This is a genomic window from Candidatus Pantoea edessiphila (genome assembly GCF_002933345.1).
Taxonomy (GTDB): domain Bacteria; phylum Pseudomonadota; class Gammaproteobacteria; order Enterobacterales; family Enterobacteriaceae; genus Pantoea_C.
In genome coordinates this window covers 50,565-69,690 of sequence record NZ_PDKR01000001.1, presented here as the reverse complement: position 1 = coordinate 69,690, position 19,126 = coordinate 50,565, and the positions used below count along the sequence as shown (strand labels likewise).

The 19,126-nt window shown below is 25.8% G+C and carries 16 protein-coding genes; 6 read left to right on the top strand and 10 right to left on the bottom strand.

Features of this window, described 5'->3' with window-relative positions:
- Window positions 1–1,982: 1,982 nt before the first annotated feature.
- The 3 genes from CRV09_RS00400 (at window position 1,983) to rimK (ending at window position 5,098) form a co-directional block, all read left to right on the top strand.
- Window positions 1,983–3,185: a serine hydrolase gene (locus tag CRV09_RS00400; protein ID WP_136132171.1), complete on the top strand. Its 1,203-nt coding sequence runs from the start codon at window positions 1,983–1,985 to the stop codon at window positions 3,183–3,185.
- Window positions 3,186–3,460: 275 nt separating this feature from the next.
- The gene (gene nfsA, locus CRV09_RS00395) at window positions 3,461–4,186 is read left to right on the top strand and encodes an oxygen-insensitive NADPH nitroreductase (protein WP_136132395.1); all 726 of its coding nucleotides are present in this window, start codon (window positions 3,461–3,463) and stop codon (window positions 4,184–4,186) included.
- A gap of 27 nt (window positions 4,187–4,213) precedes the next feature.
- Window positions 4,214–5,098: a 30S ribosomal protein S6--L-glutamate ligase gene (gene rimK, locus CRV09_RS00390; RefSeq protein WP_136132170.1), complete on the top strand. Its 885-nt coding sequence runs from the start codon at window positions 4,214–4,216 to the stop codon at window positions 5,096–5,098.
- Window positions 5,099–5,207: 109 nt separating this feature from the next.
- Here the strand turns inward: rimK and infA are convergent, their stop codons facing one another.
- Together infA and trxB are read right to left on the bottom strand one after the other, a co-directional pair.
- Window positions 5,208–5,426: a translation initiation factor IF-1 gene (infA, locus tag CRV09_RS00385; protein WP_136132169.1), complete on the bottom strand. Its 219-nt coding sequence runs from the start codon at window positions 5,424–5,426 to the stop codon at window positions 5,208–5,210.
- A gap of 309 nt (window positions 5,427–5,735) precedes the next feature.
- A complete protein-coding gene (gene trxB, locus CRV09_RS00380) occupies window positions 5,736–6,698 on the bottom strand; it encodes a thioredoxin-disulfide reductase (protein ID WP_136132168.1) in 963 nt (320 codons plus the stop codon).
- Window positions 6,699–7,461: 763 nt separating this feature from the next.
- On the opposite strand from trxB, the gene CRV09_RS00375 reads away from it, so the two are divergent.
- Entirely contained in the window at window positions 7,462–8,040 is a 579-nt protein-coding gene (locus CRV09_RS00375; protein ID WP_136132167.1) for a DedA family protein, read from the top strand.
- Between the two features lie 191 nt (window positions 8,041–8,231).
- Here CRV09_RS00375 and CRV09_RS00370 read toward each other — a convergent pair whose 3' ends face one another.
- The 5 genes from CRV09_RS00370 to bioB form a co-directional block, all read right to left on the bottom strand.
- A complete protein-coding gene (locus CRV09_RS00370; protein WP_136132166.1) occupies window positions 8,232–8,942 on the bottom strand; it encodes a Bax inhibitor-1/YccA family protein in 711 nt (236 codons plus the stop codon).
- 669 nt (window positions 8,943–9,611) lie between these two features.
- Window positions 9,612–10,286, bottom strand: a complete 675-nt coding sequence (gene bioD, locus CRV09_RS00365) for a dethiobiotin synthase (RefSeq protein ID WP_136132165.1) — start codon at window positions 10,284–10,286, stop codon at window positions 9,612–9,614.
- Window positions 10,283–11,044 (bottom strand): malonyl-ACP O-methyltransferase BioC, encoded by a 762-nt coding sequence (gene bioC / locus CRV09_RS00360; RefSeq protein ID WP_136132164.1) that lies wholly within the window; start codon window positions 11,042–11,044, stop codon window positions 10,283–10,285. Before bioC ends, bioD begins: the two co-directional genes overlap by 4 nt.
- The gene (locus CRV09_RS00355; RefSeq protein ID WP_136132163.1) at window positions 11,028–12,179 is read right to left on the bottom strand and encodes an 8-amino-7-oxononanoate synthase; all 1,152 of its coding nucleotides are present in this window, start codon (window positions 12,177–12,179) and stop codon (window positions 11,028–11,030) included. Before CRV09_RS00355 ends, bioC begins: the two co-directional genes overlap by 17 nt.
- Window positions 12,176–13,198: a biotin synthase BioB gene (gene bioB / locus CRV09_RS00350; RefSeq protein ID WP_136132162.1), complete on the bottom strand. Its 1,023-nt coding sequence runs from the start codon at window positions 13,196–13,198 to the stop codon at window positions 12,176–12,178. The genes CRV09_RS00355 and bioB overlap by 4 nt, the downstream gene beginning before the upstream one ends.
- Window positions 13,199–13,294: 96 nt before the next feature.
- Between bioB and bioA the strand changes: the two genes are divergently transcribed.
- Together bioA and gpmA are read left to right on the top strand one after the other, a co-directional pair.
- Entirely contained in the window at window positions 13,295–14,587 is a 1,293-nt protein-coding gene (gene bioA / locus CRV09_RS00345; protein WP_136132161.1) for an adenosylmethionine--8-amino-7-oxononanoate transaminase, read from the top strand.
- A 260-nt stretch (window positions 14,588–14,847) separates the two neighbouring features.
- Complete coding sequence (gene gpmA, locus CRV09_RS00340) at window positions 14,848–15,543, top strand: 2,3-diphosphoglycerate-dependent phosphoglycerate mutase (protein WP_136132160.1); 696 nt, start codon at window positions 14,848–14,850, stop codon at window positions 15,541–15,543.
- Between the two features lie 102 nt (window positions 15,544–15,645).
- Here gpmA and nadA read toward each other — a convergent pair whose 3' ends face one another.
- The 3 genes from nadA to sucC all read right to left on the bottom strand — a co-directional run bounded on the left by nadA (window position 15,646) and on the right by sucC (window position 19,119).
- Window positions 15,646–16,713, bottom strand: a complete 1,068-nt coding sequence (gene nadA / locus CRV09_RS00335) for a quinolinate synthase NadA (RefSeq protein ID WP_136132159.1) — start codon at window positions 16,711–16,713, stop codon at window positions 15,646–15,648.
- Between the two features lie 364 nt (window positions 16,714–17,077).
- Window positions 17,078–17,950 (bottom strand): succinate--CoA ligase subunit alpha, encoded by an 873-nt coding sequence (sucD, locus tag CRV09_RS00330; RefSeq protein WP_136132158.1) that lies wholly within the window; start codon window positions 17,948–17,950, stop codon window positions 17,078–17,080.
- A complete protein-coding gene (sucC, locus tag CRV09_RS00325; RefSeq protein WP_136132157.1) occupies window positions 17,950–19,119 on the bottom strand; it encodes an ADP-forming succinate--CoA ligase subunit beta in 1,170 nt (389 codons plus the stop codon). Before sucC ends, sucD begins: the two co-directional genes overlap by 1 nt.
- Between the last annotated feature and the right edge of the window lie 7 nt (window positions 19,120–19,126).

The following is a 19,126-nucleotide window of genomic DNA, read 5'->3' as shown; positions in this document are numbered from 1 at the left end:
TAAGTTAGATAACTATCTTCTAGGTCAAAATAAATTACAAAATGAATCAATATACTTTTAAGTGAAATTTTAAATATTGAAAATTTAAATTAAATTAATTTGAATATATTAACTACATATTTCACAATTCATCTTTTTTACCAAATATTACGCGGCGATATTGTAAATTTAATTTATTATATAAAAATAATATTTTTATAGTTATAATAAATGTATTATAATTAGTTAATAATGTAATTGCCTTTACTGATTACATGGCACTAATGATACTGAAAATAGGTAAAATTGTCCTTATTTTATATGATTATAATCACTTATCTTAAAAAGATGACTAATACATATATATAGCATGGAGTATTTAATTGCCAATTAAAAAAATAAAATACCCTTCAATATTTTTTGATGAACTAGATATTAGTGAATCTTGACTTTACAACATATTTGATTGATTTGTTCGTGAATTGTTATGTTATCAGTACAATTAATAACTAATTTTTGACGTATAATAATTTATATCATATCAGTATATTCTAATTCGTAATTTATTATATTTATGAAACAATGAGGATTGACTTTTGATAAATACTCAGCAACAGATTAAACTTTAGATATGCTAATATTGTTATGTAAAATTCGATGGTGTAAATTGGATATACTAGAACTATTAAAATTAATTAATTAATGTTATTTCTTTTATTCCTGCTAATACCATATTCATTGCAGCTATAAATCCTAATCCACTTAAACCAATTACTGCTAATTTACCTAATTTAAATTTTTTATAGATTTTTAAATTAAATTTATTTAATTTAATTATTATAACGTAATATTTCTTTTTTATTTTTTCAAATTAGACATTTAACCCAAGTAGTTTATTAAAATATTCAATTTTTTTGTTAATTCACATTACATCAATTTACTTACTCAAAATAAAAAATTGATTCTCGTAAAAGAACTGTAATTACAATTATCTCATAATATATATTATGATTCTTTATTTGGTGTCTTTAAACAACAATTTTACAGTTCTAAACTATTAGGTAATATTTTTTTATAAATAATGTATTGTTAATTAAAGTTATAGAAAATATTTCATCTACAATATTTTAGAATTGTGTATTATAAATAAAATTTTATAATTAAAGAAACTGTAGTTTCTAAAAAATCAATTTATTTTAAACTACAAAAATTAAAAATCTTCTGTTTTATGGTTTCTTTCTCAAAAGAATTGAACTTGAATTTTTATGAAATAGGTTTGACTAACTAATAGTAGTGTTTAATATATTAAAATAATGATTCATTTTAATTATGTTATTATATAAGAATGATATTTTATAAGATTAAAACTTATAACTTTACATAATTATTTTTTTAATTAAACAGTAAATCGATTAACACCATAAGTATCTTAATATATTAATTTATCTCTTATATTATGTATCTTATTAAAGAGAAGGTAGTAACTATAAAATGCCATTAAATTATCTTTGTAGTAAATACGAATTGATTACTATTTAATATCTTTTATTATTTTAATAACATAATTATTAATTTAATGTTAAATCAAAGTAACTGAAAAAAAGATTTTTTTATTTAACAATGATATTTTTATTACTTTGTTAAGATAATTATCCATTATTGGTATAATATTTAAATAATTCTTAAAGGTAAGTATTATTTGATAATGAAATTTTATTTCAAATAATTTATTATATGATAATATATAAAATATAAACGCAACATAATTATGTAATAAAATTAAGTCATCATTAATTAATGACTTAATTTAAGTAAAATATCATTAATATTTTATTTAAAATTAAAACAAGAACTATTAATCTTTTTAAAAGCAAGTAAAATAAATTGTATATTATATTAGAATAAAAAAATAATTGATTTAATTTAAGATATTTTAAATTTATTCTTTATAAAAATATTTTCCAACCAAGATGTTCAATGTAATAAAATTTAATTGAGTACATATGACAAATATTAGAACTGGTTTTTTTATAATGATTTTCACTTCAGTACTTTTTTTATTGTTTATTACTTCCATAAATATTAGTGCTGAAGAAATACCTTTATCGCCAAAAATCAATGCTAAGGCTTGGATTCTTATGGATAGTTCTAGTGGAGAAATACTATCAGAATTTAATGCTGATAAGAGATTAAATCCAGCTAGTCTTACTAAGATGATGACTAGTTATGTAATAGGACAAAAAATTAAATCAGGCAGTATTAAATATGAAGATATAGTAGAAATAGGTAAAGATGCTTGGTCACCTAGTAATCACATTCTACAAGGTTCATCACTAATGTTTCTCAAACCTGGTGATAAAGTATCAGTATATGATTTAAATAAAGGAATTGTAATTCAATCTGGTAACGATGCTTGCATAGCATTGGCGGATTATATAGAAGGTAGTCAAGAAACCTTTGTTGACTTAATGAATTACTATGTGAAAAAGTTAGGATTAAAAAATACTCATTTTATGACAGTTCATGGTCTTGATGCTAAAGGACAGTATAGCACTGCTCGTGATATGGCATTAATTGCTCAAGCATTAATCCATGATGTTCCAAAAGAATATGCCTTAAATAAGGAAAAAGAATTTACTTTTAATAAAATTAGACAGATAAATCGTAATAAGCTTTTATGGAGTCATATTATAAAAGTTGATGGTGTTAAAACTGGTCATACATTAGGTGCAGGTAATAATTTAGTAGCATCTGCGGTAGATAAAAATACTCGTTTAATTTCAGTTATATTAGGTGCTCCTAACGATAATATTCGTTTTAGAGATAGTGAAAGATTATTAATATGGGGTTTAAATTTTTTTGAAACGATAACTCCTGTTAAATCTAATATGGCTTTAGTACAGCAAAAAGTATGGTTTGGAAATAAAAATAAAGTTGATGTTGGTATAAATAAAGATATTGCAATAACTGTTGCTAAAAACGAAAAAAAAGACATTAAAATGAATTTGAATTTTAATTCACGTATTTTAGAAGCTCCTATAACTAAAAATCAAATAATTGGTACTATTGATTTTAAAATTAATGATAAATTAATAAAACACTATCCATTAATGGCACTTGATGATATAAAAAAAGGTAATTTTTTTAGCAGATTAATTGATTTTATAATCATGAAAATTACTAGTTGGTTTAATATATGGTTTTAATAAATTTTACATAAATAAAATTAAGTATTAATTTTATCAAAATAGTTTGCTTATTATTATATTTAAGTAGATTTTAATTTGGTAATGTTTTGTATATTATAAATATTAAATTATCATATTCGTTATGATCAGCTCAATTTGCTTATTTTTTATATTATAAACCTATAAAGTTATTATAAACAAAGTTTATTGTATTCAAAAATAAACAAGTATTTTATATAAAATTTCTATAAGTTTAATAATACTTATATCAAATATTTGGAGATTTTATGAGCATGAAATCTATTATTGATTTAATATGTAATCATCGTTCTATTCGTAGCTTTACTAATCAAGATATTAGTAAAGAACAATGCAGACAAATAATTGCTGCTGCTCAATCAGCTTCTACATCTAGTTTTTTACAATGTTATTCTATTATACGTATCACTGATTCATGCTTACGTTCTAAATTAGCTATTTTGTCTGGCAATCAACAGTGGATAATAAAATCTCCTGAATTTTGGGTATTTTGTGCTGATTTTAATCGTCATTTACAAATTGCTTATAATGCTAAACTTGGTTACATTGAACAACTTATCATCGGTTGTATTGATACTGCAATGATGGCACAAAACGCAATACTTGCTGCTGAATCAATGAATCTTGGTGGTGTTTTTATAGGAGGAATTCGTAATAACATTAAAAAAGTTGTAGAATTATTAAATATACCTAAATTTGTGTTACCATTGTTTGGGCTTTGTTTGGGTTATCCTAAAAATAATATACCTAATATAAAACCACGAATACCTCAAGAAGCAATTGTACATGAAAACTGCTATTATACAACAAATCAGAAGGTATTTGACATATATAACATAGACATTCAGAATTACTATAAAAATCGTTCTACTAATAAACGTATTGAAACTTGGAACCAATTAATACAAAGATTAATTGTAAAGGAAATGAGACCATTTATGATTCATTATTTACATAAACAAGGTTGGGCAATATATTGAAACCAACATTCATTAAGGAATTAAACGATGAAAATAGCTATTTTATCACGTGATAAAACGCTCTATTCTTGTTGTCGTTTAACCAAAGTAGCTGAATATAGAGGACATTATATACAAATAATCGATCCTTTATCATGTTATATAAATATTAATTCTGAATCACCAAATATTTATTTTAATGGAAAATTATTAGATTATTTTGATGCTGTAATTCCACGTATAGGTATTTCTGCTTCATTTTATGGTATTAATTTATTACGTCAATTCGAAATTTGTGGCAGCTATTCTCTGAATACCTCAATTGCAATAACTAAAGCACGTGATAAATTGTGTTCTTTACAACTATTATCAAAAGCAGGGATTGATATTCCAATAACTAGTTTTGTTTCTTGGAATGAAAATACTAAAAATTTAATTGCCTTAGTTGGTGGTGTTCCACTAATACTGAAATTAATAGAAGGTACTCAGGGGATAGGAGTTGTAATAGCTGAAACATATAGATCAGCAGAAAGCATAATTGATGCTTTTAGGATTACGAATACTAATATCTTAATACAGGAATTTATTCAAGAAGCTAAAGGTTGTGATTTGCGTTGCTTAGTTATCAATAAAAAAGTAGTAGCTGCAATTGAACGAAGAGCAAAAATAGGAGATTTTCGTTCTAATTTACATAGAGGGGGTCAAGGTTATACAGTAGATATTACAGAACAAGAGCGAAAAATTGCAATAAAGGCAGCTTCAACATTAGATTTAGAAATGGTAGGAGTTGATATAATAAGAGCTAAAAGAGGTCCATTGGTTACAGAACTAAATATCTCTCCCAGTTTAGAAGGAATTGAAACTATAAGCGGTGTAAATATTGCAAATTTAGTAATTGATTTAATTGAAAAAAAAGTATTATCCAGTAAATAATTTAATAAAGTTAATTGTTAACCTGTTAATTGAAATAATTAATTGATTTTTTATGCATTTATATAATAGAGCAATTCTATTAAAAATAAATAGATTAACAAATATATTATTAACGGGTACGGAAAATAATTCTACCTTTACTTAAATCATAAGGGGTTAATTCAACAGTTACCTTATCACCAGTTAATATTCTAATATAATTCTTACGCATTTTCCCAGAAATATGGGCAGTTATTACATGTCCATTTTCTAATTCTACACGAAACATAGTATTTGGTAAAGTATCTAATACAGTACCTTGCATCTCGATATTATCTTCTTTAGCCATTATATCTCCTAAATATGTTCTTAAATACATTAATTATTCAAAAAATACTTTTTTGTTAAAAATTATCAATTTAACAAACATTTTAATCTTTATTCTTATCATTAATAAAATAATGATAGATATACTATCTTTGATAGTATAACCATTTTAAAATCTAACTTGATATTTTACTATAATCTCGCAAATAAATTTGCAACTATAATTAAATACATAAAAAATATATATTGATTATCTTTTAATCAAATAATAACCATAAGATAATAAATCTTTGATTAATTTAAAATATTATAATTATAGTTCTTAGATATTTTATTTTTTAAATAAGCAATCAAGATAATATTCAGCATCAAGTGCAGCCATACAACCAGTACCAGCTGATGTTATTGCTTGACGATAAATACGGTCTGTCACATCACCTGCAGCAAATACACCTGGAACACTAGTTCTAGTTGCATCACCATTAAGTCCAGATTGGACTTTTATGTATCCGCCGTTTTGTAACTCTAGCTGGTTATTTAAAAAATTTGTGTTTGGAATATACCCAATTGCGATAAATACTCCTACTACATCTAAAATATGATCTTTTTGTTTATCTGAATTAAGCCCCAATCTTAATCCAGTTACTCCTTTTTGATCACCTAAAATTTCCTTCACCACAGAATTTAAATGTAGTATTATTTTCCCTTTATTTACTTTTTTCATTAATCGATCGATTAAAATTTTTTCAGCATTAAAACTGTCTCTACGATGAATTATATGGACTTCAGAAGCTATATTAGCTAAATAAAGGGATTCTTCTACGGCAGTATTCCCTCCACCAACTACTGCTATTTTTTTATTTTTATAAAAAAATCCATCACAAGTTGCACAATAAGATACACCCTTACCCCTAAATTTTTCCTCTGATTCTAAATCAATATAACGAACTGATGCTCCAGTTGCAATTATTAACGCATCACAAGTATAAGTATTATTACCAATCAAATAAAAAGGATTTTTTTGTAGATTAACACTTTTAATGTGATCAAAAATTATCTCTGTATTAAATTTTTTAGCATGCTGATACATTCTTTCCATTAATAATGGTCCGGTTAAATTAGTATGATCACCTGGCCAATTTTCGACTTCTCTAGTGTTAACAAGTTGTCCTCCTCTTTCCCATCCAGTAATTAAAACTGGGTTAAGGTTTGCACGTGCAGCATAAATAGCTGAAGTATAACCAGCTGGACCAGATCCTAAAATTATTAATTTACAATGATTTTCATTATTCATATATTGCTCTGTAATTAATTTAAATAAATCTTCAAAATACACTTTAAAAATATAATAACATAATTCGTATTTTTTATTATATATAAAACAACTAATGAATGAATTACATTACTGGAGAATAAAAATAATTTGTATGTTCTTAAAGAATTATTTTAAATAACTAATTCTATATTAAGTAAATAAAACATTCAAACATCATATCTGCTTTTTAACTTAATAAGTTGAAAATTAATTTTAACCGTTTGTATACAAAATTTATATCCTAATTATTTTAAATTAGTTTAAGAAATAAATTATAAATAGTGACAACTATTTATAATTTTTATTTGTTAAACTATGAAAATAAAATATTAAAGAATTTTAATTATAATATGATTTAAATAAGACAATATTTTTTTTATTAGAGATAAATAAAATAAATTAATATTAATATCTAAAATTGCATGTTTCCTATAACTGATTATAATATTATAAATAAAAAATTATATATAGATAAGTTTTTTGTTTTATAACTAATTAAGCAATTTTATATAAAAATAGAGATTATATCAATAGGTAATATTATGACAATTGTCATTGTAACTATCATAATGCATTTTTAATATTAATTAATACAAAAATTTATTAAAAATAAGATATATCTTAAATAAAATTTATTATATGTATTAAATTAATAAAAAACCTCAAAACCATATCATTTAATCTGCATATGAACATATAAATCAAGAATCCAACTAAATTTTTATCGAAGGAGAGTAGGATCTTGCACTTAAATACTAGCGAACTAATAGCTCAATATGGCTATTTAGCTCTTTTTATTGGATGTCTTGCAGAAGGGGAAACTTTTACTTTAATTGGTGGTATAACTGTACACGAAGGATTGTTAAATCCTACTGGAGTATTTTTAACAGCAATGGCAGGAGGTATACTAGGAGACCAAATACTTTATTGGATTGGGCGCAAATATGGTACAAGAATTTTACAAAAAGCAAAAAAATATAAAAATAAAATTATAAAGGCAAAAATATCAATTAAACGTCAACCCAGTTTTTTCGTTATTGGAGTTAGATTTATGTATGGTTTTCGTATAATTGGGCCAATTATCATAGGTGCTAGCCGTCTCAATTCAATGAAATTTTTCATATTAAATATAATAGGAGCATTTATTTGGTCATTTACATTTATTACTCTAGGCTATTATGCTGGAAGTGCAATTATCCATTGGTTATATAAAATCAATAAACATTTGAAATATGTTCTTTGGATATTTATTCCTTCAGTAAGTATATTATTAATAAGTTATATATTAATATTGTTTTTAAATAAAAAAAGAGATAAATAATATTATAATTATTATCCTTAATAAAAGTTAATTTTCTTCTATGCGAAATTAAGACAATAAAAATCTATTAAACATACCGTAAAAAATATTGCAAGATATTGTATAATATATTAAAAATAGTAAATAACAAAAATTATTTCTTATTTTTCTCCCTAACTTCTAACAGGAGCTAGGGAGATATAAAAGTATATCTATTTATTACGATCACCACATATTTTAAGTAACAAATTGAATAGATTAATAAAATCTAAATAAAGAATAAAAGCACCTGCAATTGATTTATTTCTCAGATTAGTACTATTACTAATATCAATTTTATTACCTAAATTTTTTAATTTTTGTGTATCATAAGCTGTTAATACAACGAACAATAATATACCAATATATGTTATTAACCATGTTAATGATGAACTTTTTAAGACAAAATTAATTAATGAAGATACTACTAACCCAATTAATCCCATAAGCAATATATTTTTAAAACAACTTAAATCTTTTTTTGTAGTATAACCATAAATGCTCATTATTCCAAACATACTCGCAGATATAAAAAAAGTAATTGAAATTGAAGAATAATGGTATAGTAAAAAGATATGTGATGTTACTAATCCAGTTAGCATAGAATAAAACATGAACATTCCTGTTATTAAGGAGCTACTTAAATTAGTCATTGCACTAGAAATAATAATTGTTAAGGTTAATTGGATAAAAATTAATGTAAATAAAACACTTTTATTATTAAATACAAAATTTATTAAAATTGGCGTATGAGCAACTAACCAAGATACAAATGATGTAAGTATTAAACCACATGTCATCCAACCGTATACATGAGCCATGTAAGTTTGAAGCTCTTTTACTGATTGATGAGAAATTGAACCATTTTTTGAGTATCGGTTCATAATTTATACCTCTTAAAATAAAGCTAAAAATGTCATTGTTAAGTAAAAATATAATTCTTATACAAAGACAAATTCTTTTAAGCAAAATATTTATAAAAACAAATAAGTTAAAATTACATTTTATTTATAATTTTTTATTATAATAATTTGATGTTTCTTTAAATAATTTTATATTTCGACGATTATTTATAATTATATAATAAAATCAATTATTATATAATAATTAATTTTATTATATAAAAATCATTAAATATTAATTCAATAAGTTTATATTGAATTAATATTTAATGATTTATTTTTTATCTTAATCAAAGAATTGATAATTCAATAGAGTTATATTTTTCAATGATCGCGTTTTAAGTAATAATTAAATAATAAATATTTATTTGATATATACTAAAACTTACAATATTATATATTTAATTAAAATAAAATTGATATTAATTATTTAGTAATTGAGTTATTTATAAGGGAAAGATAATTGAATAAAATACTTAATTGAAATAAGATCTTTGAATTCAATATCTAATATTGACGTTTTAATTTATTTAAAATCATTAAATTTTAAAGGAATTATCGGATTCTAGGGGAAAAGGTAACGAAAAAATTAAAGTCATCATAAATAAATATTAATCATAATATATTCATTCTTATAATTTAAGAAAATAATCATTCAGGCAGAACTAAAAATTTTTTATAATTGACGACTTTTTTATTTAGTAATTTTAAATGAGGTATTATGCCTAAGAATTGATTTGGTAGCATTCTTTTAAGACTATCAATATAATCATCATAATACTTATCCGGTGGAATTACAGTATTAGCAATCCAACCAGCTAATCTTAACCTACGAGCTTTGATTGCATCAATAGTTAACATCGCATGATTAATGCAACCTAATTTAACTCCAACTACTAAAATTACCGGGATTTTTTCTAAACAAACCCAATCAGCATAAGTTTGTATTTCAGAAAGTGGTGTATACCAACCACCTGCACCTTCTATTAATATCCAATTAGCTAATTTTTTTAATTTTAATAATCCTTGTGATAAAATAGAAAAAGATATTGGATTGTTATTTTTAATACTAATTATATGTGGGGAGGTTGGTTCAATAAAAGCTATTGGGTTTACCTGTGAATATTCCAAATCTACGCTACTGTATTTTCGTAATATAATTGCATCTTTATTACGGATTCCTTTAGATGTTATTTCACACCCAGAAGCAACCGGTTTGTAACCTGCAGTACGATAACCATATTCATTAGCTATTTGAAGTAATAAGCTACTAGATATTGTTTTACCAACTTCAGTATCAGTGCCTGTAATAAACAAACATTTCATAAATTAGTAACTCCATATATTAAATGATAACTAAGACGAAAACCGTGTTTATCACGTGGCCAATATGTTTCTAATAGATTTAAATTCTTACGAAGTAAAATACCACTATTACGGCATTTCTTATGTATATGTGTAGCTCCAACACCTTTTAATGAACGCATTGCGCTAAGTGCATTAGGAAAATGCATAATAATAACTTGAGATTTACATGTTAGACGTTTTTCACGACATATTTTAAATATTTCCTCTTTACTAAGGAATTCATTTACATGATAATAATTATCAATATATGACCAAGCACAATGTAATTCCTTTAAAGAACCTTCACTAAGCGTAGAAAAAAGCAAATATCCATTTGGTTTTAATGTTTTATTAAACTGATTCAATACCCTACCTAGATCGCTACTCCATTGTACAACTAAATTGCTCCAAATTATATCTAAGCTAGAATTAGATATTGGTAAATAATCAATGTCACCTACTATATAGTAATTTGCAGAATTATTTTTTTGAGCTTGTTTTAACATTTCAATTGAAAGATCTAATGCTATTACAAATTTTCCACGTTCACGCCAAATATTACTATACCATCCTGTACCACATCCTGCGTCAAGCAGCAATCTTCCAGAAAAAAAAGAAGGTGCTATTTTTAATAAAATATCACCACTTAGACGTTGTAGTACTGCATAATTATTATAATTTATTGCTGCTCTATCAAAAGCTGTTATTACAGCTTGTTTGTTAATTTGCAGCTTCATTTAAAACCTCCAGTAAAACATCTATATCTTTAAATGTATGAACAGAAGTTAAAGTAATTCGTAAACGAGTTGTACCAATTGGTACTGTTGGTGGTTTTATTACGTTAACCCAACATCCAGCACTAGCTAATTTTTCTGACAAATCTTTAGCTTTATTATCATCGCCTATAATTATTGGCTGGATAGCACTATTTGAATCTAAAAATCTCCAAGAAGTGGATTTTATTCCTAATTTAAAGTAACTGATGTTATCATCGAGACACTTTCGTAAATATTCTCCTTGTTGAATTAAACTTAAGGCAGATTTTAAAGCGAAAGCTTGTGCAGGTGGAATAGAAGTTGAATAAATTAAATGTCTTGAAAACTGTAAAAAATAATCAGCAATATTTTCGTTACATAATAGAGCAGCACCACTAATGCCAAATGCCTTACTAAATGATATAGTTAATAAATCAGGTTTGATTTTATGAACCCAACAACTACCACGTCCTTTATCACCTATAATTCCAATTCCATGAGCATCATCTACTAATAATAAACTATTGTTTTTTTTAGTAATTTGATTAATTTTATTCAAAGGTGCTGCATCACCGTCCATACTAAAAATTCCTTCAGTTACCACTAATGTTTCGCCACTACATAAATATTGTAAATAAAAAATTAGATTTTCTATTATATTATGTTTAAAACGATATAACTTAGCAGGACTATGAATTGCAGCATCAAGTAATGAAGCATGAATTAATTTATCAGCGATAATACGATCATTCTTTTTACTAAGCAAACTAATAACTGCTTGATTAACAGCAAAACCAGAAATAAACAATATTGCACGTGAGTAACCTAACCAAGCAGCAATTTGTTTTTCTAAATCTGAATGAAAACGACTAAACCCAGTGATATGACCAGATGATCCTGCACCTACACCCATTAAATGCATACCTTTTTTCCAGCTATCAATTATCAAAGGATGTTGATTTAATCCAAGATAATCATTACTGGAAAAATTAATATATGTTTTGTTTTCTATTTTAATAAGACGAGTACTATTTTCTTCCACAACATAGCGTTTACGCCATCTATTTCTAAATAGTTGTTTAGATAAAGCTTCATCTATTCTTTGTTGCCAACTCATTGTAATGTCGCATCGTAAAATTGTTCGTTAGTTAACACCTGATTTTTTGTATTTATATAATTTTCATTTTTTTTGATGTTATTATGTTCAGCTTTGAGTCCTAATTTATTCAATAACATAATATCTTTCTTTTCATTTGAATTCGGTGCTGTAAGCAATTTGCATCCGTAAAAAATTGAGTTAGCTCCAGCTATAAAGCACATAGCTTGAGTCTGTTCATTCATTCGATCTCTTCCAGCTGATAAACGAATGTATGATTTTGGTATCATAATTCTCGTTATAGCAATAGTTTTAATAAATTCAAATGGTTCAATATTTTTATTATTTTCTAAAGGTGTTCCTTTTACTTTTACTAGCATATTTATTGGTATACTTTCAGGAGGTTTTGGTAAATTAGCTAGTTGTATTAATAGACTAGCACGATCTTTTACTGTTTCTCCCAAACCTAAGATACCTCCAGAACAAATTTTAATTCCTGCATTACGAACTTTATTTAAAGTCTCTAATCTTTCTTCATATTTTCTTGTGGTTACTATTTTATTGTAAAATTCTGGTGAAGTATCAAGATTATGATTATAAAAATCAAGACCTGCTTTAGCTAAATGTTGCGCCTGAGAATTGGTTAATGAACCAAGAGTCATACAAGTTTCCATTCCTATTGCTTTTACTTCTTTTATTATTTTTTTTATATAAGGTATATCACGATCATTGATGTTTTTCCAAGCAGCTCCCATACAAAAACGACTGGAACCAGAAGCTTTAGCTTGATGAGCAGCAATTAATATTTCTTTTACTTTCATTAAACTTTGGTATTTTAAACCAGTTTTATATCTTATGCTTTGAGAACAATATTTACAATCTTCTGGACAATTACCAGTTTTTATTGATAGTAATGTACTGATCTGTATGAGGAGAGGATCAAAATGTCTACGATGGACTTGTTGTGCCTTAAATATTAAATTAATTAAAGGTTTGTTAAAAAGTTTTTCTACTTGTTTTATTTTCCAAATTTGTTTCATTTTTACTCCAATTTACTCTAATAATTAAAGATTATTTTCTATTAATCAATATAGTTATACTAATAAATTAATTTCTTCTAGTATGGTTTAATAATAATGTCAATAAAAACCGATTATGAATTTGATTATAAACATATTTGGCATCCTTACAGTTCAATTAAAGAACCATTTCCTTGTTATCAGGTAATAAATGCCCAAGGATGTAAATTAAAATTGAAAAACGGAAAGATACTTATTGATGGAATGTCATCATGGTTAGCAGCTATTCATGGATATAATAATACTCGTCTTAATTATGCAATTAAAAAACAAATAAAAAAAATGTCTCATATAATGTTTGGTGGTATTACACATCCTTCGGCAATTTCTTTATGTCGTAAACTTATAGAAATAACTCCTTTGTCTTTAGAGTGTATATTTTTATCAGATTCTGGTTCAGTATCGGTAGAAATATCAATGAAAATGGCATTGCAATATTGGTTAGGACGAAAAGAAAACCGTCAGAAATTTTTAGCACTTAAAGGTGGTTATCATGGTGATACTTTTGCTGCGATGTCTGTATGCGATCCTAATAATTCAATGCATAGTTTATGGCAAGGATATTTAAATAAACATTATTTTGCTTCAGCACCAAAATGCAATTTTTATTCAGATTGGGATGAAAAAGATTTTAACAGTTTTGCCTATCTTATAGAAATGCATCATAAAAGCTTAGCAGCTGTTATTCTTGAACCAATAGTTCAAGGAGCTGGTGGAATGCGCATTTATAACCCTCGTTATTTGCAATTAGTTCGTGAATATTGTACTCACTATGGAGTATTACTAATTATTGATGAAATTGCCACTGGTTTTGGCAGAACTGGTAAATTATTTGCTTTCGAACATGCAAAAATTGAACCTGATATCCTATGTTTAGGAAAAGCTCTTACTGGCGGTACTATGAGTCTTGCCGCTACGATTACTACCCGTAAAATAGCTAATACAATTAGTAATAGTTCAGCAAATTGCTTTATGCATGGTCCAACTTTTATGGGTAATCCTATAGCATGTGCTGTAGCTGTAGAAAATTTAAATATATTACAGAATAATAAATGGATAAATCAAGTCTTTAATATTGAAAATCAACTTCGAAAGTACTTATTACCATTAAATCAATTAAAACAAGTTGCAGACATTCGTATATTAGGTGCCATTGGTGTTATTGAAACCCATAATTTATTAAATGTTGTAGCAATTCAAAAATTCTTTGTTGAACAAGGTGTTTGGATCCGTCCTTTTGGTAAATTAATTTATTTAGCACCACCATATATTATAAAAAAACATGAATTAGAAAAATTAATTGGGGCTGTTATTTTAGCAATTGAAAAACCTGTACATTACTTACAATAAGTCTTTTTAATTCTCACTGTAATGAATTTATTGATATAATATACAAAAAAATACACAAAATTATTTATAAATAATATTTATATATTCTAATAAAAATAAATATATAGAGTTTAAAAATTTTATTTTAGACAAAATAGTTTTTAATTTATTTTTTATTTTATAAATATTAAAAATAAATGATAAATTGATATACTATCAAATGATATATTATCTCAAAACATTTTATATCATATAAAATAATTAAAATTAAGGATGATTATATGAATTTAAATAAATTAGTCTTATTAAGACATGGTGAAAGCAAATGGAATAAAGAAAATCGCTTTACCGGATGGGAAGACGTAGAGCTATCTAATCAAGGTCATGATGAAGCAAATAAAGCTGCTAAACTTTTAAAAAAAGAAGGTTTTTTATTTGATTTTTCTTATACTTCTATGTTAAAAAGAGCAATCCATACACTATGGCATGTCTTATATCAACTTGATCAAACTTGGATTCCAGTAGAAAAATCTTGGTGTCTTAACGAACGTCATTATGGTGCTTTACAAGGATTAAATAAAACAGATGCAATTAACAAATATGGAGAAGAACAGGTTAAACAATGGAGACGTAGTTTTTCTACATTTCCACCAAAAATCACAATTGATGACAAAAGATTTCCAGGGCATGATTACAGATATTCTTTATTAAAATTCGAACAACTACCTTTAACAGAAAGTTTAGAATCAACTCTTAACAGAGTCGTTCCTTATTGGAATACAAATATTTTACCTTTGGTAAAAAAAGGTAACAGAGTAATTATTGTTGCACATGGTAACTCATTAAGAGCATTGGTAAAATATTTAAATAATATTAGTAAGAAAAAAATTGAAGATATTAACATTCCTACTGGAAAACCCTTGGTATATGAATTCCTAAATAACTTTAAAATATCAAAAAATTATTATTTAGAATAAATATTATATAATATATTTATAGAAATGACTTAAATTTATTATATTAGATTTAAATATTGATTTTTTATAAAATATTTTAAATCAATACATTGAATTAATGAATTAAATATTTCCTTTTATTTCACGATTAAGTTGTTTTGCAAAATCTAGCATCCGGTTCAATGGTAATAATGCTGCTTTACTCAATTCAGAGTCAATATTAATTTCATATTTAGAACCACCAAATTCTAAACTATCAGCAATATTTTTTAGATTATTCATTGCCATCCATGGACAATGAGCGCAACTACGACATGTTGCACCTTCACCAGCAGTAGGTGCTTCCAAAAGTTCTTTTTTTGGTACAACTTGTTGCATTTTATAAAAAATAGATCGATCAGTGGCTACTATAATTTGTTTATTTGGTAATTCTTTTACTGCATTAATTAATTGACTAGTTGATCCAACAACATCTGCTAATTCAATTATTGCTTGTGGAGATTCTGGATGAACTACTATTGCAGCATCAGGATAGATAAATTTCATACGTCTTAGTGATTTGAATTTAAATTCATTATGTACAATACAAGTACCTTGCCAATTTATCATATCAACATTTGATTTTTTAATAATATAATTACCTAAATTACGATCAGGTGCCCAAATAATTTTTTGCCCTAAACTGTCTAGATATTCAATTAATTCGACTGCAATACTTGATGTAACAACCCAATCCGCCCTAGCTTTAACTTCAGCTGAAGTGTTAGCGTAAACCACCACAGTACGATCTGGATGATCGTCGCAAAAAGCACTAAATTCTTTGATCGGACAACTAAGGTCTAAGGAACAATCTGCTTTTAAGGTAGGCATAATAACATTTTTTTCTGGACTAAGTATTTTAGCTGTTTCTCCCATAAAACGTACCCCAGCAACTAATAAAGTAGTTGCTGGATATGTACTACCAAATCTAGCCATTTCTAGTGAGTCAGAAACACATCCACCGGTATCTTCAGCTAATTTTTGAATTTCAGGATTAGTGTAATAATGTGCTATTATAACCGCATTACGAGATTTCAATAGCATCTTAATTTTAGTTAAATAAAACAATTTTTCGTCTTGAGTTAATATAGAAGGTTTTATCCCAAATGGATAAGTTATATCTCTATAATCAACAAATACATTACTTTTCATATATAACTCATTTTTTTTGATCAAATTAATAAAAAATAATTTTTAATTAACAAATTAAAATAGTTAAGTTTAATTATATTGATATTTAAAAAAAATTTATCAAATTTTTATTAGTTTAATATAATAAAAAATTAGATTAAATATAATAACCATAAATAAATTACAAATTTTATCTATTTGCAATCTCTAATATTGTATATATTTTAAATATTATTATATTAAATAATACTATTAAATTAGTATAATAAATATTAATTATCGTTATATAATTTAAAAATTAATTCAATAATGGATATATTAATTATAAAAATATTAAATTTATGTTGTTTAAAAATTAGTTCAAAGATAGTAAACTATAAAAAAATTATTGAATTAAAATAGATCTAACTGTTTCACCAATATCTGTCAATTTAAGAACTGTATTTACCCCAGCTTTCCTAAGTAAAGTTAATTTTTTATCTGCTGTACCCCTATCTCCCGATATAATAGCACCAGCATGTCCCATTCGTTTGCCTTTTGGAGCGGTTATTCCAGCTATATAACCTACAATAGGTTTTGTAATATATTTCTTTATAAAAACAGCTGCTTTTTCTTCTGCTACACCACCAATTTCACCAATGATAACAATCAGTTTAGTTTGTATATCATTTTGAAACATTTTTAATATGTCAATAAAATCAGATCCTGGAATAGGATCTCCTCCAATGCCTACACAAGTAGATTGACCATATCCAGCATTAGTAATTTGCTGTACTGCTTCATAAGTCAACGTACCAGAACGAGAAATAACACCAACACAACCAGGTTTATGAATGTAATCAGGCATTATACCAATTTTGCATTCACCCGGAGTAATAACTCCCGGACAATTAGGTCCAATCATACGCACGCCTTTTTCATTTAATTTTGTCTTTATTCCTATCATATCTAAAGTTGGAATACCTTCTGTAATTGTGATAATCAACTTTATGTCGGAATCTATAGCTTCAAGAATACTATCTTTACAAAATTGAACGGGAACATATATTACACTCGTGGTAGCACCAGTATATTCAACGGCTTCTTTTACTGTATTAAATACAGGTAAACCCAGGTGTATACTGCCACCTTTTCCAGGTGTAACCCCAGCCATAAGTTTAGTTCCATAATTCAATGCTTGTTTGGAGTGAAAAGTACCTTGTTTTCCGGTAAAACCTTGACAAATGACTTTAGTCAATTTGTTAATTAGAATTGACATTATTTATTCTCCGATGCAGCGCTAACAGCATATTTAACTGCTTCTATTAAATCATTTCTAATAGTAAAACCTAAATTACTATTTATTAGTTTTTTTATGCCTAATTCAGAGTTATTACCTTCTAATCGTATTATTATTGGTAATTTTATTTGTAACTTCTTTATTGCATTAATTATACCATCGGCAATAAAATCACATCGTACAATACCACCGAAAATATTAACAAGAATAGATTTAATATTATTATCTGATATTATTATTTTAAAAGCTTCAATAACGCGTTCATTAGTTACATTGCCACCAACATCGAGAAAATTAGCTGGTTGACCACCATAATATTTAATTATATCCATAGTTCCCATGGCTAAACCAGCGCCATTAACCATGCACCCAATGTTACCTTTTAATGATACATAACTTAATTCAAATTTATTTGCAAGAGCTTCTCGTGGGTCTTCTTGGCTTGAATCTATCATCTTGTTAAATTCTGGATGACGAAATAAAGCATTGCTATCAATAGATAATTTGCTATCTAGACAAATTAAATTACCACTTTTATTAACTATTAAAGGATTAATTTCAACCAACTTAAGATCAAGATCTGTAAACATACATGCTAATTTAATAAAAATATCAGTAAATTGATTTATTTGTGTACCTGTTAATCCTAATTTAAATGCTAGTTCTCGTCCTTGATATTGTTGAGGACCTGTAATAGGATCTATTTCTATTTTATAAAGCATATTAGGTGTTTTTGTTATTATTCTTTCAATTTCAACACCTCCATTAACAGAAACCATAAAACTTATGCGATATGTTTCACGATCTACAACAGCACTTAAATAAAGCTCTTTGTCGATTGCAGCATTTTCTTCAATTAGAATTTTGTTAACTAGTTGACCATTACTATCTGTCTGATAAGTTATCAGACGTTTTCCAAGCCATTTTTTAAAAAAATCTCTTATTTCTTCTATATTACGTGCTATTTTTACAGCACCAGATTTACTACGACCGCCAGCATGTACTTGACATTTCATTACTAACGAATCAGCTTTAATCTTATTAAATAATTCTTCTGCTTCAGCTAAAGTACTACATATGTAACCTTTTGGTATTGGTATATCGTATTTTGAAAATAAATTTTTAGATTGATATTCATGTATGTTCATTAATATT

Bases quoted from the DNA above. Each gene is read 5' to 3' on its own strand.
- sucD (WP_136132158.1), bottom strand. From the start codon at position 17,950: ATGTCAATTCTAATTAACAAATTGACTAAAGTCATTTGTCAAGGTTTT.
- CRV09_RS00400 (WP_136132171.1), top strand. From the start codon at position 1,983: ATGACAAATATTAGAACTGGTTTTTTTATAATGATTTTCACTTCAGTA.
- infA (WP_136132169.1), bottom strand. From the start codon at position 5,426: ATGGCTAAAGAAGATAATATCGAGATGCAAGGTACTGTATTAGATACT.
- bioD (WP_136132165.1), bottom strand. From the start codon at position 10,286: ATGAAATGTTTGTTTATTACAGGCACTGATACTGAAGTTGGTAAAACA.
- nadA (WP_136132159.1), bottom strand. From the start codon at position 16,713: ATGAAAAGTAATGTATTTGTTGATTATAGAGATATAACTTATCCATTT.
- bioC (WP_136132164.1), bottom strand. From the start codon at position 11,044: ATGAAGCTGCAAATTAACAAACAAGCTGTAATAACAGCTTTTGATAGA.
- nfsA (WP_136132395.1), top strand. From the start codon at position 3,461: ATGAAATCTATTATTGATTTAATATGTAATCATCGTTCTATTCGTAGC.
- rimK (WP_136132170.1), top strand. From the start codon at position 4,214: ATGAAAATAGCTATTTTATCACGTGATAAAACGCTCTATTCTTGTTGT.
- gpmA (WP_136132160.1), top strand. From the start codon at position 14,848: ATGAATTTAAATAAATTAGTCTTATTAAGACATGGTGAAAGCAAATGG.
- bioA (WP_136132161.1), top strand. From the start codon at position 13,295: ATGTCAATAAAAACCGATTATGAATTTGATTATAAACATATTTGGCAT.
- CRV09_RS00355 (WP_136132163.1), bottom strand. From the start codon at position 12,179: ATGAGTTGGCAACAAAGAATAGATGAAGCTTTATCTAAACAACTATTT.
- CRV09_RS00370 (WP_136132166.1), bottom strand. From the start codon at position 8,942: ATGAACCGATACTCAAAAAATGGTTCAATTTCTCATCAATCAGTAAAA.
- trxB (WP_136132168.1), bottom strand. From the start codon at position 6,698: ATGAATAATGAAAATCATTGTAAATTAATAATTTTAGGATCTGGTCCA.
- bioB (WP_136132162.1), bottom strand. From the start codon at position 13,198: ATGAAACAAATTTGGAAAATAAAACAAGTAGAAAAACTTTTTAACAAA.
- sucC (WP_136132157.1), bottom strand. From the start codon at position 19,119: ATGAACATACATGAATATCAATCTAAAAATTTATTTTCAAAATACGAT.